This is a genomic window from Halomonas sp. ND22Bw (assembly GCF_003011945.1).
GTDB lineage: Bacteria > Pseudomonadota > Gammaproteobacteria > Pseudomonadales > Halomonadaceae > Halomonas > Halomonas halophila.
In genome coordinates this window covers 71,283-90,303 of record NZ_PXWD01000009.1, presented here as the reverse complement: position 1 = coordinate 90,303, position 19,021 = coordinate 71,283, and the positions used below count along the sequence as shown (strand labels likewise).

17 protein-coding genes and 1 riboswitch are annotated in these 19,021 nt (G+C 72.6%); of the genes, 11 read left to right on the top strand and 6 right to left on the bottom strand.

The annotated features are described in order from the left end of the window. Window positions 1-15: 15 nt before the first annotated feature. Genes CVH10_RS12555 through CVH10_RS12545 form a run of 3 tightly spaced genes read left to right on the top strand, consistent with a single transcriptional unit; the run spans window position 16 to window position 2,664 of the window. Window positions 16-885 (top strand): cobalamin-binding protein, encoded by an 870-nt coding sequence (locus CVH10_RS12555; protein ID WP_369335798.1) that lies wholly within the window; start codon window positions 16-18, stop codon window positions 883-885. After that, window positions 872-1,870 carry an iron ABC transporter permease gene (locus CVH10_RS12550; protein ID WP_181244408.1) on the top strand — a complete coding sequence of 333 codons (999 nt, stop codon included), beginning with the start codon at window positions 872-874 and terminating at the stop codon, window positions 1,868-1,870. The genes CVH10_RS12555 and CVH10_RS12550 overlap by 14 nt, the downstream gene beginning before the upstream one ends. Next, the gene (locus CVH10_RS12545; RefSeq protein ID WP_369335796.1) at window positions 1,867-2,664 is read left to right on the top strand and encodes an ABC transporter ATP-binding protein; all 798 of its coding nucleotides are present in this window, start codon (window positions 1,867-1,869) and stop codon (window positions 2,662-2,664) included. Before CVH10_RS12550 ends, CVH10_RS12545 begins: the two co-directional genes overlap by 4 nt. A gap of 1 nt (window position 2,665) precedes the next feature. On the opposite strand, the gene CVH10_RS12540 is transcribed toward CVH10_RS12545, so the two are convergent. From CVH10_RS12540 to CVH10_RS12520, 5 genes are read right to left on the bottom strand one after another with little or no spacing between them, the layout of a single operon-like run. Beyond that, window positions 2,666-2,842, bottom strand: a complete 177-nt coding sequence (locus CVH10_RS12540; protein WP_106488864.1) for a DUF1289 domain-containing protein — start codon at window positions 2,840-2,842, stop codon at window positions 2,666-2,668. Further along, window positions 2,842-3,204, bottom strand: a complete 363-nt coding sequence (locus tag CVH10_RS12535) for a hypothetical protein (protein WP_106488863.1) — start codon at window positions 3,202-3,204, stop codon at window positions 2,842-2,844. The genes CVH10_RS12540 and CVH10_RS12535 overlap by 1 nt, the downstream gene beginning before the upstream one ends. Window positions 3,205-3,250: 46 nt before the next feature. Beyond that, the gene (locus CVH10_RS12530) at window positions 3,251-4,015 is read right to left on the bottom strand and encodes an ABC transporter ATP-binding protein (protein WP_106488862.1); all 765 of its coding nucleotides are present in this window, start codon (window positions 4,013-4,015) and stop codon (window positions 3,251-3,253) included. Further along, a complete protein-coding gene (locus tag CVH10_RS12525; protein ID WP_106488861.1) occupies window positions 4,012-5,067 on the bottom strand; it encodes an iron ABC transporter permease in 1,056 nt (351 codons plus the stop codon). Before CVH10_RS12525 ends, CVH10_RS12530 begins: the two co-directional genes overlap by 4 nt. Before the next feature lie 29 nt (window positions 5,068-5,096). Continuing rightward, window positions 5,097-6,113 carry an ABC transporter substrate-binding protein gene (locus tag CVH10_RS12520; protein WP_106488860.1) on the bottom strand — a complete coding sequence of 339 codons (1,017 nt, stop codon included), beginning with the start codon at window positions 6,111-6,113 and terminating at the stop codon, window positions 5,097-5,099. A 254-nt stretch (window positions 6,114-6,367) separates the two neighbouring features. Beyond that, a riboswitch (cobalamin riboswitch) is annotated at window positions 6,368-6,593 on the top strand. A gap of 122 nt (window positions 6,594-6,715) precedes the next feature. On the opposite strand from CVH10_RS12520, the gene CVH10_RS12515 reads away from it, so the two are divergent. Genes CVH10_RS12515 through cobJ form a run of 8 tightly spaced genes read left to right on the top strand, consistent with a single transcriptional unit; the run spans window position 6,716 to window position 18,299 of the window. Next, a complete protein-coding gene (locus CVH10_RS12515) occupies window positions 6,716-8,509 on the top strand; it encodes an AAA family ATPase (RefSeq protein ID WP_106488859.1) in 1,794 nt (597 codons plus the stop codon). After that, window positions 8,506-9,924, top strand: a complete 1,419-nt coding sequence (locus CVH10_RS12510) for a cobyrinate a,c-diamide synthase (protein WP_106488891.1) — start codon at window positions 8,506-8,508, stop codon at window positions 9,922-9,924. The genes CVH10_RS12515 and CVH10_RS12510 overlap by 4 nt, the downstream gene beginning before the upstream one ends. Then, window positions 9,921-11,021 carry a cobalamin biosynthesis protein CobW gene (gene cobW, locus CVH10_RS12505; RefSeq protein ID WP_035599174.1) on the top strand — a complete coding sequence of 367 codons (1,101 nt, stop codon included), beginning with the start codon at window positions 9,921-9,923 and terminating at the stop codon, window positions 11,019-11,021. Before CVH10_RS12510 ends, cobW begins: the two co-directional genes overlap by 4 nt. After that, a complete protein-coding gene (cobN, locus tag CVH10_RS12500) occupies window positions 11,021-14,947 on the top strand; it encodes a cobaltochelatase subunit CobN (protein WP_106488858.1) in 3,927 nt (1,308 codons plus the stop codon). The genes cobW and cobN overlap by 1 nt, the downstream gene beginning before the upstream one ends. Beyond that, the gene (locus tag CVH10_RS12495; RefSeq protein WP_369335795.1) at window positions 14,944-16,158 is read left to right on the top strand and encodes a cobalamin biosynthesis protein CobG; all 1,215 of its coding nucleotides are present in this window, start codon (window positions 14,944-14,946) and stop codon (window positions 16,156-16,158) included. The genes cobN and CVH10_RS12495 overlap by 4 nt, the downstream gene beginning before the upstream one ends. Beyond that, on the top strand, window positions 16,142-16,771 hold the full coding sequence (locus CVH10_RS12490) for a precorrin-8X methylmutase (RefSeq protein WP_035599166.1): 630 nt from the start codon (window positions 16,142-16,144) through the stop codon (window positions 16,769-16,771). The genes CVH10_RS12495 and CVH10_RS12490 overlap by 17 nt, the downstream gene beginning before the upstream one ends. Next, complete coding sequence (locus tag CVH10_RS12485; RefSeq protein WP_181244407.1) at window positions 16,768-17,520, top strand: precorrin-2 C(20)-methyltransferase; 753 nt, start codon at window positions 16,768-16,770, stop codon at window positions 17,518-17,520. Before CVH10_RS12490 ends, CVH10_RS12485 begins: the two co-directional genes overlap by 4 nt. Then, complete coding sequence (gene cobJ / locus CVH10_RS12480; RefSeq protein ID WP_035599158.1) at window positions 17,517-18,299, top strand: precorrin-3B C(17)-methyltransferase; 783 nt, start codon at window positions 17,517-17,519, stop codon at window positions 18,297-18,299. Before CVH10_RS12485 ends, cobJ begins: the two co-directional genes overlap by 4 nt. Here cobJ and CVH10_RS12475 read toward each other — a convergent pair. Further along, complete coding sequence (locus tag CVH10_RS12475) at window positions 18,257-19,021, bottom strand: cobalt-precorrin-6A reductase (protein WP_106488857.1); 765 nt, start codon at window positions 19,019-19,021, stop codon at window positions 18,257-18,259. The two genes, cobJ and CVH10_RS12475, sit on opposite strands and share 43 nt — an antisense overlap.

Sequence of the window (19,021 nt, the reverse complement as noted above, 5' to 3'; positions counted from 1 at the left end):
TGGGCCGTCGTGGCCATGCTGTGGCTGACGGCGGGGCTGTCTTTCGCGCAGGCCCAGGCCGATGAGCCGATCTGCGTCACCGACGATGCCGAGCGTGAGGTCTGCCTGGCCGCACCGGCGACGCGCATCGTGGCGCTCTCGCCCGGCGTCACCGAGCTATTGTTCTCTGCCGGCGCCGGCGAGCGAGTGGTGGGGGCGGTGAGCTTCAGCGACTATCCCGCCGCGGCCGAGGATCTGCCCCGGGTCGGCAGCTACGACCGCCTGGACCTCGAGGCGCTGCTGGCCCTCGACCCCGACCTGATCGTGGCCTGGGCCGGCGGCAATCCCCGCGAGCAGGTCGAGCGCCTGGCCGCGCTGGGCCTGCCGGTGTATTTCTCCGACGCCGGCGACTTCGCCGCCATTGCCACGAGCCTCGAGCGCCTGGGCGCGCTGGCCGGCAGCGAGGCAGAAGGCCGGGCCGCGGCCAACAGGCTGCGCGGTGAGGTGGCCGAGCTGCGCGACCGCTACGCCGACGCCGCCCCGGTGTCGGTCTTCTACCAGGTCTGGGACGAGCCGCTGATGACGGTCAACGGCGAGCACTGGATCAGCCGGGCGCTGTCGCTGTGCGGCGGCGAGAACCCGTTCGCCGACGAGTCGCCGCTGGTGCCGCGCATCGGCCGCGAGGCGGTGCTGGCCCGCGATCCCGAGGCGATCATCACCGGCGGCATGGGCAAGGCCGACTCCCGCTGGCTCGAGGCCTGGCGCGACTTTCCCGAGCTGACCGCGGTGCGCCGCGACAACCTGTTCTTCGTCGACCCGGACCTGGTGCAGCGTGCCACGCCGCGGCTGGTCGAGGGCACCCGGGCGCTGTGCGCTCACCTGGAGACGGCCCGTGAGCGGCGCTAGGGCGTCGGAGCGGCTGAGTAGCGCCCGCGGCCCGCTGGTCGGGCTGGCGCTGGCCGCGCTGCTGTCTCAGGGCCTGGCGTTGTCCCTCGGCAGCGTGGCGATCGGCCCGGATGAGCTCGTCCAGGTGCTGGCCGGCGGCGGCGAGGCACTGCATCGCACCCTGGTGCTGGAGCTGCGCCTGCCCCGTGCACTGGCGGCCTTCGGCACCGGCGCGCTGCTGGCCATGGCCGGCGCGCTGATGCAGATCCTGCTGCGCAACCCGCTGGCCGACCCCTACGTGCTGGGGCTTTCCGGTGGGGCCTCGGTGGCGGCGCTCGCCGCCATGCTGGCCGGGCTCGGCGCCACCCTGGTGGGCGGCGCGGCCTTCGCCGGAGCGCTGGCCTCGACGCTGATCGTGTTCGGCCTGGCCCACGGCGGCGGCAGCTGGACGCCGACTCGGCTGCTGCTCACCGGGGTGGTGATGGCCTCGGGCTGGGGCGCGCTGATCAGCTTCCTGCTGGCGGTCAGCCCGGTGGAGCGCCTGCCCGGCATGCTCTACTGGCTGATGGGCGACCTGGCCTACGCGGGCAGCCCCTGGCCGGTGCTGGTGACCGCCGCGGCCGCGCTGGCCGTGGTGCTGCCGCTGGGGCGCACGCTCAACGTGCTGGCCCGGGGCGGGCTGCAGGCCGCCGCGCTGGGCGTGGCGGTGCGGCCGCTGGAGTGGGCCCTCTTCCTGCTGGCGAGCCTGGTCACCGCGGTGGCGGTGACCACCGCCGGCAGCGTCGGCTTCGTCGGCCTGATGGTGCCGCACATGCTGCGTCTGCGGCTCGGCAACGACCAGCGGCGCATCCTGCCGGCGAGTCTGCTGGCCGGCGGCACCCTGCTGACCCTGGCCGATACCCTGGCGCGTACTCTTATCGCCCCGCAGCAGCTGCCGGTGGGCGTGATCACCGCGCTGATCGGGGTGCCGACCTTCCTCTTCCTGCTGCAGCGGAGCCGGCGATGATGGGCCCGGCGGCGAAGGGGCGGAAGGCGCAGGGGCTGGAAGCGACAGGCCTGGTGATCGACGTGCCGGGGCGGCCGGACGGCCGGGCGCTCGACCTCGCCATCGAGCCCGGCCAGCGCTGGGGCGTGCTCGGGCCCAACGGCGCCGGCAAGACCACGCTGCTGCATACCCTGGCCGGGCTACGGCCGCCGCGGACGGGGGAGGTGCGCCTCGACGGCCGCGGGCTGTCGCACTGGCGGCGCCGCGCGCTGGCCCGACGGCTGGGCGTGGTGTTCCAGGAGCGCCACGACGACTTTCCGGCCACGGTGCGCGAGACGGCCCTGATCGGCCGCCATCCGTTCCTCTCGCCGTGGCGTCAGGAGGGCCCCGAGGATCATGCCCGCGCGGCGGCGGCGCTGGAGCGCCTCGAGCTCTCGCACCTGGCCGAGCGCGAGCTTTCGACGCTCTCCGGCGGCGAGCGCCAGCGGGTCAGCCTGGCCACGGTGCTGACCCAGGCGCCGGACGTCTGGCTCGCCGACGAGCCCACCAATCACCTCGACCTGCACCACCAGGTGGCGGCCATGGCGCTGCTCGCCGAACAGGCCGACCGCGGCCACGGCGTGATGATGTGCCTGCACGACCTCAACCTGGCGGCGCGCTGGTGCAGCCATCTGCTGCTGCTCTATCCCGACGGCGAGGCCTGCTGGGGGGAGGCGCAGGCCATGCTGACGGTCGAGACCCTCGAAAGCCTCTATCACCAGAAACTGATGTGTGTCGAAGTCGACGGGGCGCCGGTCTTCGTGCCGACCCGCTGACTCAGTCCTTGTTCAGCTTCTTCAGCCGCTGCGCCGCGAGCTGGTTGGTCTTCATGCGCTCCGGGCGCTTCATCGACTGCCAGCGGGTGATCTCCTCGGTGGTGCGGCCGCAGCCCACGCACAGCCCGCCCTTCAGCTGGCAGATCGAGACGCAGGGGCTCTCGATGCGCTTGGCCATCAGTGCCGCTCCAGCACGGCCAGCCGCCGCTCCCAGTCGCCACCGTGCATGCGGCGGCACTCTTCCTCGCTGTCGGCGTCCAGATGGGCGTCGATGTCGCGGACGTCCACGTCCACCTCGAACAGGGCGGCTTCGGTGAGCTCGCGCATGCGGCGGCGGCCATCGCCCTTGAGCGCGCGGGCCAGGTCGTCCTGGGTCTCGAACACCCAGACCACCCGCAGGCTGTCCGGGAAGCGGCGGTAGTCCACCAGATGGGTCAGCCAGGCGAAGCCCGGCAGCAGCGGCTTGGCGGTCTCGCAGGCGTCGGTCAGGGCCTGGGTCAGCCGGCGTTCCATCTGCCGGCTGGCTTTCTTGTCGAGCATGTCGAGCCCTCTCGTGTCATGTCGTGTGGTGGGGCAGCGTAGCGATCTACAGGGCGCGGCGGAAGCGCAGCACCGGTCGATCCTGTTCGGGATCGTCGAGGAAATCGGCGTGCACGCCGAAGGTGTGGCGCAGCCGCTCGAGGGTCAGCACCTCCCGGGGCGGGCCGATGTCGACCAGGCGACCGCCGTCCATCACCCCGATGCGGTCGCAGTCCATGGCCTGGTCGAGGTCGTGCAGGGCGACGACCACGGTGATCGGCAGCCGCCGCACCAGGCGCAGGATCGACAGCTGGTGGCGGATGTCCAGGTGGTTGGTCGGCTCGTCGAGCAGCAGGGCGCGGGGCCGCTGGGCCAGGGCGCGGGCGATGTGCACGCGCTGGCGCTCGCCGCCGGAGAGGGTATGCCACAGGCGCTCGTCCATCGCCTCGAGGCCGACCTCGGCCAGCGCCCGGTCGACGATGGCGTCGTCCTCTTCGCGCCAGGGACTCAGCGGCGACAGGAAGGGGGTGCGGCCCAGCGCCACGGCCTCGCGCACCTGGAGGCGGTCGAGGGTGTCCGCCTGTTGCTCGACGAAGGCGATGGCGCGGGCGATCTCGTGAGGCTTCATGGCGTGCATCGGCCGGCCGTCGGCCAGCGCGCGGCCGGTCTTCGGCCGCCGCAGACCGGCCAGCACGCGCAGCAGGGTGGTCTTGCCCGAGCCGTTGGGGCCGACCAGGCCGAAGGTCTCGCCCGGTTCCACCGTCAGGTTGACGTCGTCCAGCAGCCGGCGTCCGTGGACCCGCCAGTCGACGCGTTCGGCGCAGAGTCTCATCGCGTCCTCGCCCCGCGGATCAGGATCAGGGCGAAGGCCGGGGCGCCGATCAGCGCCGTGACCACGCCGATCGGCAGCACCTGGCCGGCCACCAGGGTGCGCGACAGCACGTCGGCGCCGATCAGGAAGACCGCCCCGGCCAGCGCCGAGGCGGGCACCAGCCGGGTGTGGCGGCTGCCGACCAGGAAGCGCATGGCATGGGGAATCACCAGCCCGACGAAGCCGATGGCGCCGACCATGGACACCATGGCGGCGGTGACCAGCGCCATGGCGGCGATCAGCACGCCGCGCACCCGGCGCACGGGGATGCCCAGCGAGGCGGCGCTGTCGGCGCCGAAGGTGAAGGCGTCCAGGGCGCGCCGGTACCACAGGCAGATCGCCAGGCCGGCCAGGGCGGCGGGCAGCCCCAGGGCGACGTCGCCCCAGCGCACGCCGGAGAGGTTGCCCATCAGCCAGAACATGATGCCGCGGGCCTGCTCGGCGCTCGCCGACTTGGCGATGATCAGCGCGGTGAGGGCGTTGAACAGCTGCGAGCCGGCGATGCCGGCGAGGATGATGGCGCCGGCGGCCTGGGTCGCGCGGCCGCCGCCGGTGCCGCTGCCGGCGGCATGGGCCAGCAGCACCACCAGACCGAAGGCCAGGCCGGCGCCGGCGAAGGCGCCGAGCGGCAGCGTCAGGGTGCCGGCGCCGACACCGAGGATGGCCACCGACACCGCGCCGGTGGAGGCGCCGGCGGAGATGCCCATCAGGAAGGGGTCGGCGAGCGGATTGCGCAGCAGCGCTTGCAGCACCACGCCGGCGAGCGCCAGGCCGGCGCCGCAGCAGGCGGCGAGGACCGCCCGACTCAGACGGTATTCCCACACGATGCCGGCATCGATGCGATCCACCGCGAAGGCCGCGCCACCGAGATGGTTGGCCAGCACCTTGAGGATGGTGTCGAGCGGAATCGCGGTTTCGCCGATGGCGGTGCCCGCCATCACCGCGGCGAACAGCAGCAGCGGTGCCAGCCAGCCCCAGTGCCAGGCGGAGTGCGAGACGCTTACCCTGGCCATGGGCGGGCGCGATAGTCGAACGGCGTCGCTCATCGTGAGAAGGACATCCCGGACAGGGCATCCACCAGCGTCTCGAGGCCGTGGATCGTGCGCATCGTCGCACTCATGGCGTGGGCATCCATCTCGATGATGTGGTCGTTTTTCACCGCCGACATCTGGCTGGCCACGGGATCGTGGTGCAGGAAGTCGCGCTTGGTCTCGACGCTGTCCGCTGCATAGCGGCGGCGATCCATGGTCGCGATCACGATGAGGTCCGGATCGGCGCGGGCGATCGTTTCCCAGCCCACGGTCGGCCATTCCTCGTCGGATCGAATCACGTTCTGGATGCCGAGCTTGTCCATCATGTAGCCGGGAGCGCCGAGTCTTCCGGCGACGTAGGGGTCCGATGATCCGTCGGGAGAGGAAAACCAGAATACCGCCGAAAGATCGTCAGGAAGCGACAGTGATTCGGCGCGGGAAATGGCATTTTCCTCGCGCTCTTTCAGCTCATCGATCAGCTCGTCCCCGGCATCATTGGCGTCGAAAATGGTGGCCAGTTCCTGGATGCCCTTGTACACCGAATCGGTGGAGAAAGCAGCGGTACGAGTGCCGTCGCCGCCGGTGGCATTGTCCTTGGTATCGCAGTCGGCAGGCATGATGTAGGTGTCGATGCCGAGATCCTGGAACTGGTCGCGGGTCGCCACGCTGCCGGTGGGGCCGATGTGCCACTCGTACTGGGCCGTGACAATGTCCGGCCGCCTGTTCACGACCGCCTCGAAGCTCGGGTCATTGTCGGCGATGCGCTCGATATCGGCGTTGGCTTCGCGGAATTCCGGCAGCACTGGCGTGAACCAGACCGATGTGCCGACGACGCGATCGGCGAGCCCCAGGGCGTAGAGAATTTCGGTCGCCGACTGACCGACGGTGACGGTGCGATCCGGCGCAGCATCGACGTGAATGTCGCGGCCGCAATTCATCATCGTCAGCGGATAATGTGTCGTCTCCGCCACGGCGGATGACGCCGTAATGAGTGAGAGCACTGCCAGTAGTCTACGAGCGAGAGTCATGCGTCGGTGTCCAGGTGGGAGATGGGAAGTGGCCGACCGGCGACGGGAGATTGCCACGAGTTTCGAGGCGTTTTCCACTCTCTTCGACGTCCATGTCGTGGCCGACTTCGATGAGAGACCGGCTGCCTTCGCGCGAGGCTTTCCTTCGAAAAGTGGTGTTATGTTATAACGTAACAAAGCAGGCTGGCAAGGGGCTCGCGCGGCGGCGACGGACTATGGCACGGTCGATTGCGCGGGGGATGGCCGGTCCATTACGATACCCTTCCGAGACAGGTGCCCCTGAGGTTCAGGGGATAATCGGGAAGTCTGGTAAGGCCACGGCCGATCCCAGCGCTGCCCCCGCAACGGTAATGAAGCGCGATCCGCGACGACCACTGGCGACATGCCGGGAAGGTGCGGATCACGGCACGACGCCCACGGCCATGCCCCGGCGAGTGCCCCTTCCGAGCCCGGAGACCGGCCTGTCACGTCGAGTCATTCCATGCCGGTGCGGTGGGCACCGAGAGGATCACCATGCCCGTGTCTTTCGATTCTCCCTCCCGGCGGAGCCTCCGCCGCGATGCGCGACCCGCGTCCGTCTGCCGTTTCCCGGCCGTGACGCCATGAGCGCCGTTCCTGAATTCCCCTTCGTCGCCGTCGTCGGCCAGCCGGCGCTCAAGACCGCGCTGCTGCTCAGCGTCGTCGATCCGCGCCTCGGCGGCGTGCTGATCAGCGGTCCCAAGGGCAGTGCCAAGTCGACCCTGGCCCGGGCGCTGGCGGAGATTCTGCCGCGTGACGCCGAGGGCCGGCGACCGTCGCTGGTGACCCTGCCGCTGGGCGCCAGCGAGGAGCGCCTGACCGGCAGCCTGGATCTGCAGCGGGTGCTCGCCGACGGCGAGGCGCGCTTCCAGGAGGGCCTGCTGGCCCGCGCCCACGGCGGCCTGCTGTACGTCGACGAGGTCAACCTGCTGCCGGATGCGCTGGTCGACCTGCTGCTCGACGTGGCCGCCAGCGGCGTCAACCGCGTCGAACGCGACGGCCTGAGCCACGCCCACGCCGCGCGCTTCAGCCTGATCGGCACCATGAATCCCGACGAGGGCGAGCTGCGCCCGCAGCTGCTCGACCGCTTCGGCCTGTGCGTCGAGCAGGCGGCGAGCCCCGGCGTGGCCGAGCGCGTGGCGATCATGCGCCAGCGCGAGGCCTTCGACCGCGACCCGCGCGCCTTCGTCGACGCCCACGAGGCCGAGCAGGCGGCGCTGACCCGGCGCCTGGCCGAGGCCCGCGAGCGCCTTCCCGACATCGTCGCCGACGATGACATCTACGAGCGCATCGCCGAGCGCAGTGAGGCCGCCGGGGTCGAGGGGGTGCGCGCCGACGTCACCTGGCACCGCGCCGCCCGGGCCCATGCGGCCTGGCGCGGTGCGGCGCGCGTCGAGCGTGAGGACCTGGACGTCGTCGAGCCCTGGGTGCTGGCCCATCGCCGCACCGCTGCCCCCGACGACAACGGCAGCGGCTCCGACTCCGGCGCCGGCGGGAACGGGGCTGGCGAGCCTGACACGGGCCGCGGCAGGGCGAGCGGCGACGATTCACGCAAGCCGGCCCCCGACGGCGCCCAGGCCCCCGGGGCCGATTCGCAACCTCAGGGCCAGTGGGGCGCCATGCCGCCGGTGGCGCAGTCGAGCGTCAGCACGCCGATGCCGTCGCTGCCCGAGACGACGTCCGCGCCCAAGGCCGCTGGGGCCTCGGCTTCGGTCTCATCGAGCCGGCGCCCCGGCCGCCAGGTCGGCCGCCGCCGGGATCGTCGCCAGAGTGAGCCCACCGCTCCCGCGCCGCGCCCGGACTGGTTCGCGACCCTGGTCGAGCATCGTGGCCGTCGGCCCTGGCGTCGCCTGTGCTATCGCCGCCCGCGCAGCGGCCAGCCGATGCTGCACCTGGTGCTGCTGGACACCTCCGCCTCGACCCTCGGTCGGCGCCTGCTGGGCCGGGCCAAGGGCGCGGTCGATGCCCTGGCGCGCCGGGCCTACGCCGCCCGCGAGCAGATCGCGGTGCTGGGCTTCGGCAACGACGGCATCGAGACCCTCCAGCCCCGGCGCCGCGCGCCCAGGGACCTGCTCGAACGGCTCGACGCCGTGCCCGGCGGTGGCGGCACGCCGCTGCGCGAGGCCGTGCGCCACGCCGCCCGGCTGGTGCGCCGCTGGCGCCGCCAGGACGCCGGCCTGCAGGTGCGCACCTACCTGATCACCGACGGCCGCACTCGCCAGCCGCTGAGCGGCCTGCCGCCGCTCGGCGACTGCGTGGTCGTCGACACCGAATCCGCCGCCGTGAAGCGCGGCCGCGGCCGCGACATCGCCCGGGCGCTGGGCGCCGATTACCGGCCGCTGGCCGGCCGGGAGGCCGGGGGATGGGCATCGACATGAACGTCAAGGAAGCGAACGCGATGCACGAGCACGACGACGCCGTCAGCTGCCCGGCGGTGTTCGTCGCCGCGCCGGCCTCGGGCCAGGGCAAGACCACCGTGACCTCGGCGCTGGCGCGGATGCTGCGCCGCCAGGGCAGGGTGGTGCGGGTGTTCAAGACCGGCCCGGACTACCTGGACCCGCGGGTGCTGGCCCAGGCCTCCGGCCAGCCGGTGGACCAGCTCGACCTGTGGATGGCCGGCGAGGCCTACTGCCGCCAGCGGCTGTTCGAGGCCGCCCGGGAGGCCGACCTGATCCTGGTCGAGGGCGCCATGGGCCTGTTCGACGGCGAGCCCTCCAGCGCCGATCTGGCCGCGCTGTTCGGCCTGCCGATGGTGATCGTGATGGACGTCAAGGGCATGGCCCAGACCGCGGCGGCGCTGGTGGCCGGCATGGCCGGCTTCCGCGACGACGTGCGCATCGCCGGGCTGATCGCCAATGCCTGTGGCTCGGCGCGCCATCGCGAGCTGATCGAGGGCGCGCTGCCGGCGAGCGTGCCGCTGCTGGCGGCGGTGCCCCGCGACCCGGACCTGGCGCTGCCCGAGCGCCACCTGGGGCTGGTCCAGGCCGAGGAGATCCGCGACGATCTGGAGGCGCGCTTCGACGCCGGCGCCGAGGCGCTCGCCGCCGAGGGCCTGGCCGAGGCCCTGCTGGCGCTGCCGCCGGTGGCCTTCACGCCCGCGCCCACCGAGGCCTCCGCGCCGCCGGCCTGGCTCGCCGGCCGCACCATCGCCGTGGCGCGCGACGCCGCCTTCAGCTTCGTCTACCAGGCCAACCTGGACCTGCTCGAGCGCATGGGCGCGACGCTGCATTTCTTCTCGCCGCTGGCCGATACGAGCCTGCCGGCCTGCGACGCCCTGTGGCTGCCGGGCGGCTACCCGGAGCTGCACGCCGAAGGCCTCGCCGCCAACGCCGCGCTGCGCGACGACCTCCGGCGGGCCTTCGAGGACGATCTGCCGATCCTCGCCGAGTGCGGCGGGCTGCTCTACTGCCTGGAGACCCTGACCGATCAGGACGGCGAGACCCACGCCATGCTGGGCCTGCTGCCCGGCGCCGGCGCCATGCGCGGGCGCCGCGGCTGCCAGGGCATGCAGACCGCCGAGCTGCCCGAAGGGCCGGTGCGCGGCCACGCCCATCACCGCTCCCAGGCCAGCGGCACGCCCGAGCCCATCGCCCACGGTCGCCGCCAGCGCCATCCCGCGCCGGGCGAGGCGATCTACCGCGCGCGAGGCCTGACCGCGTCCTACCTGCACCTGTTCTTCCCCGACAACCCCGCCGCCGTGGCCCGCCTGTTTGGCGCGGCCGCGGTCGCTGACGATTCGTCTTTTTCTTCCGACGCTCCGCCGAGCGATCTGACAAAGGAATGCCACGCATGAAACTCGACAAGATTCCCGCCACGGTGGTGACCGGCTTCCTCGGCAGCGGCAAGACCACGCTGCTGGCCGGCATCCTGCGCCGCATCACCGGCAAGCGCATCGCCGTGATCGTCAACGAGTTCGGCGAGCAGGACATCGACTCCAGCCTGCTGCGCGGCTGCGCCATCGGCTGTGATGAGGACGGCGCCCAGGCGCTCGACGAGGACGGCAGCATCTTCGAGCTGGCCAACGGCTGCATCTGCTGCACTGTGGAGGAAGAGTTCCTGCCGGTGATGAAGAAGCTGGTGGCCCGCCGCGACGACATCGACCACATCCTGATCGAGACCAGCGGCCTGGCGTTGCCCAAGCCGCTGGTGCAGGCCTTCAACTGGCCGGAGGTGCGCCAGCACTGCACCGTCGACGCCATCATCACCGTGGTCGACGGCCCGGCGGTGGCCGCCGGCCGCTATGCCAGCGACGTCGAGCAGGTCGAGGCCCAGCGCCGCGCCGACGACAGCCTGGATCACGATCCCAGCCTGCGCGAGCTGCTGGACGACCAGCTGAGCGCCGCCGACCTGGTGCTGGTCAGCAAGAGCGACCTGCTCGCCGAGGACGAGCGGGCGCGGGTCGAGGCGCTGGTGGCCGACAAGGTCCCCGGGTCCGTGAAGACGCTGTTTATCGATCCGAGCCTGACCGACGATCCGGCCCGTCTGGAGGCGCTGATGGGCATCGGCGCGGCGAGCGAGGAGGGCATCGACCGCATCGACAACCACCACGACCGCCATCACGCCGAGGGCGCTCACCACGACCACGCCCACGATCACTTCGACGGCCTGGTGATCCGCCTGGGCGAGGTCGACGCCGAGGCGCTGGAGGCGCGCCTGGCCGCGCTGCTGAAAGAACACGAGATCTATCGCGCCAAGGGCTTCGCGGCGATTCCCGGCAAGCCCATGCGCCGGGTCATCCAGGCCGTGGGCGAGCGGCTGGACGGCTACTACGATCGGCTGTGGGCCCGGGACGAGCCGCGCCACACCGAGCTGGTCATCATCGGCCGGCACCTGGATCGCGAGGTGCTGGAGGCGGCGCTGGCCGGTGCCGAGAGCGCGACGCCCGCCTGATGCACCTGTTCGCCGCCAAGCCCGGAGGCTTCGTCGACGACGAGGGCATCGTCGACCTGCAGCAGACGCCCGCCGAGGTCGTGATCCTGTCGGCCGCCGACAGCAGCCTGTCGGCGCTGGCCCAGGCGGTCGAGCGGCTGGGCGACGCCTATCCCTCGGTGCGCCTCGCCAACTGGATGAACCTGGTCAAGCCCGCCGCCTATGACCTCTACGAGGATCGGGTGCTGGAGCACGCGCGGCTGGTGATCGTCTCGCTGCTCGGCGGCAGCGCCTATTGGCAGTACGGCTTCGATCGCCTGCGGGCCTGGGCGGCGGCGGACCCGACGCGGCAGCTGATCCTGGTGCCGGGCTGCGACGCTCCCGACGATGCCCTGCTGGAGGCCTCCAGCGTGCCGGTCGAATCGGCCCGTCGGGTGTGGCGCTACCTGCGCGAGGGCGGCACCGACAACGCCGAGCAGCTGCTGCGCTTCGTCGCCGCGGAATGTCTGGCCCTGGATCGGGGCACGGCGGCGCCGCTCGACTGGCGCGAGCCGCGGGCGATTCCCCCGGCTTTAGTCTATCTCTCTCAGGCGCCCGAATCCGCGCCGCGGGTCGGGCAGGAGGCGTCGCTGGCGGACTGGGAGGCGCAGCGCGATCCCGCGCGCCCTGTCTGCCTGCTACTGTTCTATCGCAGCCACCTGCAGGGGGCGAACACCGCGGTGCTAGACGGCCTGATCGTGGCGCTCGAGGCCGAGGGCCTGGCGCCGCTGGCGGTGGCGGTGGCCTCGCTGAAGGAAGACGCCTGCGTCGCCTTCGTCGATCACCTGATCGAGCGCACCGGCGCCGGCCTGGTGGTCAACACCACCGGTTTCTCGGTCAACCGCGAGCCCGATGAGGGCATGCTCGCCGCCGGCGCGTTCGGCGAAGACGGCGAGGACGCGGCGGGCCTGTTCGCCGGCCGGCCGGTGGTGCTGCAGGCGATACTGGCCAGCAGCCCCGAGGACGACTGGCGCGACAAGGCCGCCGGCCTGCACAGCCGCGACGTGGCCATGCAGGTGGTGCTGCCGGAGATGGACGGGCGCGTCATCACCCGGGCGGTGGGCTTCAAGGCCGAGGCCCACTACAGCGAGCGCTGCCAGCTGTCGGTGACCCGCCATGAGCTGCACCCCGAACGCGCCGCCTTCGTCGCCGAACTGGCCCGGCGCTACGCGCGGCTGCGCCACACCGCCAACGCCGACAAGCGCCTGGCGCTGGTGCTGGCCAACTATCCGACCCGGGACGGGCGCATCGGCAACGGCGTCGGCCTCGACACCCCGGCCTCGACGGTCAACCTGCTGCGCGCACTGAAGGAGGCCGGCTATCCGCTGGCGGACCTGCCCGAGGACGGCAATGAGCTGGTCCGGCGCCTCCAGGCCAGCGTGACCAACGATCCGCAGTCGCTTGCCTGGCGCGGCAGCTGGCAGAGCCTCGGCGTCGACGACTACCTGGCCTGGTTCCGCACCCTGCCGGCCTCCTTGCAGCAGGCGGTCTGGCGGCGCTGGGGCGCCCCCGAGGACGACCCCAAGCATCGCCAGGGCCGGCTGCTGATCGCCGGCATCCGCCTCGGCGAGACCTTCGTCGGCATCCAGCCGGCGCGTGACATCGATGCCGGTCCGGATGCCGATCCGGTCAGGAGCTATCACGACACCGAGCTGGTGCCGCCCCACAGCTACCTGGCCTTCTACCTGTGGCTGCGCGAGCACTACCGGGTGGATGCGGTGATCCACGTCGGCAAGCACGGCAACCTGGAGTGGCTGCCCGGCAAGAGCACGGCGCTCTCCGCCGAGTGCTGGCCGGACGTGGCCCTGGGGCCGCTGCCGCATTTCTATCCCTTCATCGTCAACGACCCGGGCGAGGGTGCCCAGGCCAAGCGTCGCAGCCAGGCGGTGATCATCGACCACCTGATGCCGCCGCTGGCCCGGGCCGAGCTCTACGGCGAGCTGGCCGAGCTCGAGTCGCTGACCGACGAGTACTACCAGGCGCTGGGCATGGACCCGCGCCGCGAGGCGCTGCTGCGCGAGCGCATCCTCGAGCACCTGAAGCGCACCGGCATCGACGCCGAGCTGAATCCGTCGGCGGGCGAGGGAGAGGATGCCTGCCAGGGCGACGACGAGCGCCTGCTCAACGAGCTCGACACCTTCCTGTGCGATATCAAGGAGGCCCAGATCCGCCACGGCCTGCACGTGCTCGGCACCCTGCCGCCGGCGGACAAGCGGGCCGCGACCCTGGTCGCCATCCTGCGGCTGCCGCGAGGCGAGGGCCCCGAGCGCCAGGGCCTGCTGCACGCCCTGGCCGACGACCTGGGACTGCGCGAGGCGGATGGTCAAGACAAATGCTTCGATCCGCTGACGGCCGGCGCCGAGCCCTGGCAAGGGCCGCGGCCGGCGGCCTTGAGCGAGCTGGCCGAGCTGGATGACGCACCCTGGCGCAGCGCCGCCGACACCCGCGAGCGCCTCGAGACGCTGGCCGAGCGGCTGGTCGAAGGGCATGTGCTGGAAGACGGCGATCTCGAGGCGCTGGCGCGAGACTGGCCGGCCACCGCGGCGCTATGCCGCCACGCCCGCGACGGCCTCTGGGCCGCCATGCGCCACGGTGCCGAGCGCGAGATCGGCGCGCTGCTCGACGGGCTGGACGGCCTCGCCGTGCCGCCGGGGCCGAGCGGGGCGCCCAGCCGAGGCCGGCTCGACGTGCTGCCCACCGGACGCAACTTCTTCAGCGTCGACAACCGCGCCGTGCCGTCGCCCGCCGCCTGGTCGCTGGGCGAGGCCTCGGCCCAGGCGTTCGTCGAGCGCTACCTGCAGGACCATGGCGACTACCCGCGTCGGCTGGGGCTGTCGATCTGGGGCACCGCCACCATGCGCACCGGCGGCGACGACATCGCCCAGGCCCTGGCGCTGATGGGCGTGCGGCCGATCTGGTCGCTGGGCTCTCAGCGGGTGGTCGACGTGGAGGTCATTCCCAGCATGCTGCTGGGCCGGCCGCGGGTGGACGTCACCCTGCGGGTCTCCGGCTTCTTCCGCGACGCCTTCCCCCACGTCATCCGGCTGTTCGACGCCGCGGTGAGGGCGGTGGCCGACTACCACGAGCCGGGCGACGGCAACACCATCCGCGCCGCGGTCGAGGCGCGCCGCGGCGAGCTGGAGGCCGCCGGGCTCTCGCCCGAGGTGGCCGAGCAGGAGGCGGGGTTCCGGGTGTTCGGCAGCAGGCCCGGCGAGTACGGCACCGGCCTGGATCGGCTGGTCGACACTCGCGCCTGGGACGACGCCGACGAGCTGGCCGAGGCCTACGTCGCGGCCGGCGCCTATGCCTACGGCCAGTTCCCCGAGTCCGGCGCCGCCGCGCGCCGCGCCTTCACGCATCGGCTCGAGGGGCTGCAGGCGGTGCTGCACAACCAGGACAACCGCGAGCACGACATCCTCGACTCCAGCACCTATTACGCCTTCCAGGGCGGCATGGCCAATGCCGGCCGGGCCCTGGGCGGCGAGGCGCCGGCCGTCTACCACGCCGACCATGCCAACCCGGCGCGGCCGCGCATCCGCACCCTGCAGGAGGAGATCACGCGGGTGGTGCGCTCCCGGGTGCTCAATCCCAAGTGGATCGAGGCCATGCGCGAGCACGGCTACAAGGGCGCCTTCGAGATGGCCGCCACCGTGGACACCCTGTTCGCCTATGACGCCACCACCGACCTGGTGCCCGACCACCAGTACGCCCAGGTGAGCGATGTCCTGGTGTTCGACGACGCCAACCAGCGCTTCCTGCGCGAGCACAACGCCGCGGCGCTGGAGGAGATGGCCGAGCGGCTGCTCGAGGCCGTCCAGCGCGGCCTGTGGGAAGACGCCGGCGAGCGCGCCGAGGCCCTGCAGGACCTGCTGCTCGAGTTCGACGAGCGACGGGAGGGCATGTCTTGAAAGAACAGGGCGTGAAGGAGAAGCGCTCGAGCGCCTCGCCCCGCGTGCGCGGCTGGTGCCCCGGCGCCTGGCGGCCCATGGCCACCGGCGACGGCCTGCTGGTGCGCGTGCGCCCGCCGCTGGGCCGGCTCACCCGGGCGCGGATGCTGTCGCTGTGCGAGGCCGCCGAGACCTGGGGCAGCGGCCTGATCGAGCTGACCCGTCGCGCCAACCTGCAGCTGCGCGGCGTGAGCGAGGCCGGCTGGCCCGAGCTGATGGCGTTTCTGGTCGAGCACGGCCTGGCGGCCCAGGACGCCGCGGCTGAGCGCCGCCCGGCGCTGCTGCTGGCTCCGGAGTGGCGAGAGGGCGACGCGACGCACGAGGCGGCGCGCCTGCTGGAGCGTCGCCTGGCCGACTGGCCGGCGCTGCCGGACAAGTGGGGGCTGGCGCTGGACGCCGGCCCGGCGCCGGTACTGGGCGACGTGCCCGCCGACCTGCGCCTGGAGCGCTCGGTCGAGGGCGGCCTGATGGTGCGGGCCGACGGGCGCGATCTCGCCACGCCGGTCGCCGACGTCGAGGCCGCGGTCGCGCTGTTGACGCGGCTGGCGCACTGGTTCGTCGACAGCGGCGGCCTCGCGGCCGGGCGGATGCGCCGCCTCACGGCGCCGCTGCCGGGCTGGGCCGCGGCGACGGCCGCGCGGGCCGAGTCGTCCGACGACACGCCGATCCTGCCGCCGGGAACACATCCGCATGGTCGGGTGGTGGGGCTGCCCTTCGGCCGGGCACCGGCCTCGGCGCTGCGCGCTGTCCTCCACGACGACATCACCGGCGTGCGCGTGACGCCCTGGCGGCGCCTGCTGCTGGAAGGCGAGCACGCGAGCACGCGCGACGCCGCGCTGATCCATGACGCCTGCGATCCGCGCCTGGCCATGGACGCCTGCCCCGGCGCGCCGTTCTGTGCCCAGGCCAGCGTGGCGACCCAAGGCCTGGCTCAGGCGCTGGCCGAGCGGCGCAGCGAGGGCCCGGGCGAATCAGCCGCGGGCCGGCTGCATATTTCCGGCTGCGCCAAGGGCTGCGCCCGCAGCGGCCCGGCCGAGGTCTGCCTGACGGGGCGCGACGGCCGCTATGACCTGATCCTGGGCGGACGCGCCGACGACACGCCGGTCGCGACCGGCCTCGGCGAATCCGACGCCATCGAATACTTGGAGACACGTGATGCCTTACGTCTATGAAACCGACGGACCGGCGATCTATCGGGAGTCCTTCGCCATCATACGGCGCGAGGCCGAGCTTTCACGCTTCTCGCCCGAGGAGGAGCCCGTCGCCGTGCGCATGATTCACGCCGCCGGCCTGGTGGCGCTGGCGCCCCACGTCCACTTCCGCGACGACGCGGTGGCCCGGGCCCGGGCGGCGCTGGAGGCCGGCGCGCCGATCCTGTGCGACGCGCGCATGGTCGCCGAGGGCATCACCCGCAAGCGCCTGCCGGCGGACAACGCCGTGATCTGCACCCTGCACGACGAGCGGGTGCCGGGGCTGGCGCGCGAGATGGGCAACACCCGCTCGGCGGCGGCGCTGGAGCTGTGGCGGCCCCGGCTCGAGGGCGCGGTGGTGGCGATCGGCAACGCCCCGACCGCGCTGTTCCACCTGCTCAACATGCTCGAGGATCCGGACTGCCCGCGTCCGGCGGCGATCGTCGGCTGCCCGGTGGGCTTCGTCGGCGCGGCAGAGTCCAAGCAGGCGCTGTGGGAGAGCGGGGCGGCGCCCTGCGCCATTGTCGAGGGCCGGCTCGGCGGCAGCGCGGTGACGGTGGCCGCCATCAATGCCATGGCGGATCGCAGCGAATGACGATGCCCGAGTCTCTCTCCCGCGCTGTCCCCGGCACGATTCACGGCGTCGGCCTCGGCCCCGGCAGCCAGGACCTGATGAGCGTGCGCGCCGACCGGCTGATCCGCGGCGCCAGCCACGTGGCCTACTTCCGCAAGAAGGGCCGCACCGGCCACGCCCGCACCATCGTCGAGGGCATGCTGGCGCCCGGCGCCGTGGAGCTGCCGATGGAGTATCCGGTCACCACCGAGATCCCCTTCGACGATCCGCGCTACAACGCGTGGCTGTCGGCCTTCTACGAGCGCCAGGTGGCCCAGCTCGCCGAGATCGCCGGGGCGGGCCACGACGTGGCGGTGCTGTGCGAGGGCGACCCCTTCTTCTACGGCTCCTTTATGCACCTCTATACCCGCTTGCAGGGCAGGGTGGCCGTGGAAGTGGTGCCCGGCATCACCGGCATGTCTGCCGCCTGGACGGCCACGGGCCGGCCCATCACCTGGGGCGACGACGTGCTGACCGTGCTGACCGCGACCCAGCCCGAGGAGCGGCTGGCCGAGCGCATCGCGCGCACCGACGCCCTGGTGGTGATGAAGATCGGCCGCCACCTCGACAAGCTGCGCCGTGCGCTGACAAGCGCCGGCCGTGAAGACGACGCCTGGCTGATCGAGTACGCCTCCATGGGCCGGCAGCGGGTGGTGCCGCTGGCCGAGGTCGGCGAGCAGGTGCCCTATTTCTCGATCCTGGTGATCCACGGCAACGGGAGGCGGCCATGAGCGATCAGGGATGGCTGAAGATCATTGGCCTGGGTCCCGGGAGTGAGGCGCTGATCACCCCGGAAGCGTCGAGCGTACTGATGGATGCCACCGACGTGGTGGGCTACGTGCCCTACGTCGAGCGGGTCGCGCCGCGCCCGGGGCTGACCCGCCACGGCTCTGACAACCGCGAGGAGATCCGCCGCGCCGAGCAGGCCCTCGAGATGGCCGCCGCCGGCCGCCGGGTGGCGGTCGTGTCCTCGGGCGACCCCGGCGTGTTCGCCATGGGCGCGGCGGTGTTCGAGGCGCTGGAGGCGGGCGAGCCGGCCTGGCGGGCGCTGGACATCCAGGTGCTGCCGGGGGTCTCGGCGATGCTCGCCGCCAGCGCGCGCCTCGGCGCGCCGCTGGGCCACGACTTCTGCTGCATCAACCTCTCCGACAACCTCAAACCCTGGGCGCTGATCGAGAAGCGCCTGCGGCTGGCCGCCGAGGCGGACTTCGCCATGGCCTTCTACAACCCCCGCTCCCGCTCGCGGCCGGAGGGCTTCGCCCGCGCCCTGGAGGTGCTGCGCGAGGCCTGCGGCGACGCGCGTCCGATCATGTTTGCCCGCGCGGTCTCCACGCCCGAGGAGCGCCTGCGGGTCGTCACCCTCGGCGAGGCGGCCCCCGAGATGGCCGACATGCGCACCCTGGTGATGGTGGGCTCGAGCCTGACGCGGCGCATGCCGGCCGCCAGCGACGAGGCGGGCGAGTGGGTCTATACGCCGCGGTCGGTGCCGTCATCCGTGGTGGATCGATGACCCAGCCAGTCCAGCACCGCATCGGGGCTATGGGCCTCGCGGCGGGGCGGCAGCGCCGGGCGGTCGATCATCAGCACCGGAATCCCCAGCGCGCGGGCGGCCTCGAGCTTGGCCGCGGCCCCTGCGCCGCCGGCGTTCTTGCACACCAGGCGCTCGACGCCGTGCTCGCGCATCAGGGCCAGGTCGCCCTCCCGGGTGAAGGGGCCGCGATCGACGGTCAGGGTATGGCGCGGCAGCGGCGGCGCCTCCTCGGGCAGGTCGACCAGCCGCAGCACGTAGTGGTGCTCGGGCCGGGCGGCGAAGGCCGCCAGATGCATGCGGCCGATCGCCAGCAGCACCCGTTCGGGCGGGCCGGCGAGCGCCGCCACCGCCGCCTCGATGCTCGGGACGCGCTGCCAGCGGTCACTTTCCTGCGGCGCCCACGGCGGCCGGGTCAGGGCGATCAGCGCGGTGCCCGTCTGCTCGGCCGCGGCGACGGCATGGTGGCTCATCTGTTCGGCGAAGGGATGGGTGGCATCGACCAGATGGGTGATGCGCTGCGCCGCGAGAAAGGCGGCCAGCCCGTCCGCGCCGCCGAAACCGCCGATTCGGGTCGGCAGCGGCTGGGGTTTCGGCGCGGCGACGCGGCCGGCGTAGCTGAACAGCGCGGGGATCTCGCGCTCGGCGAGCGCGCGGGCCAGGGCGCTGGCCTCGGTGGTACCTCCCAGGATCAGGACCTTCAT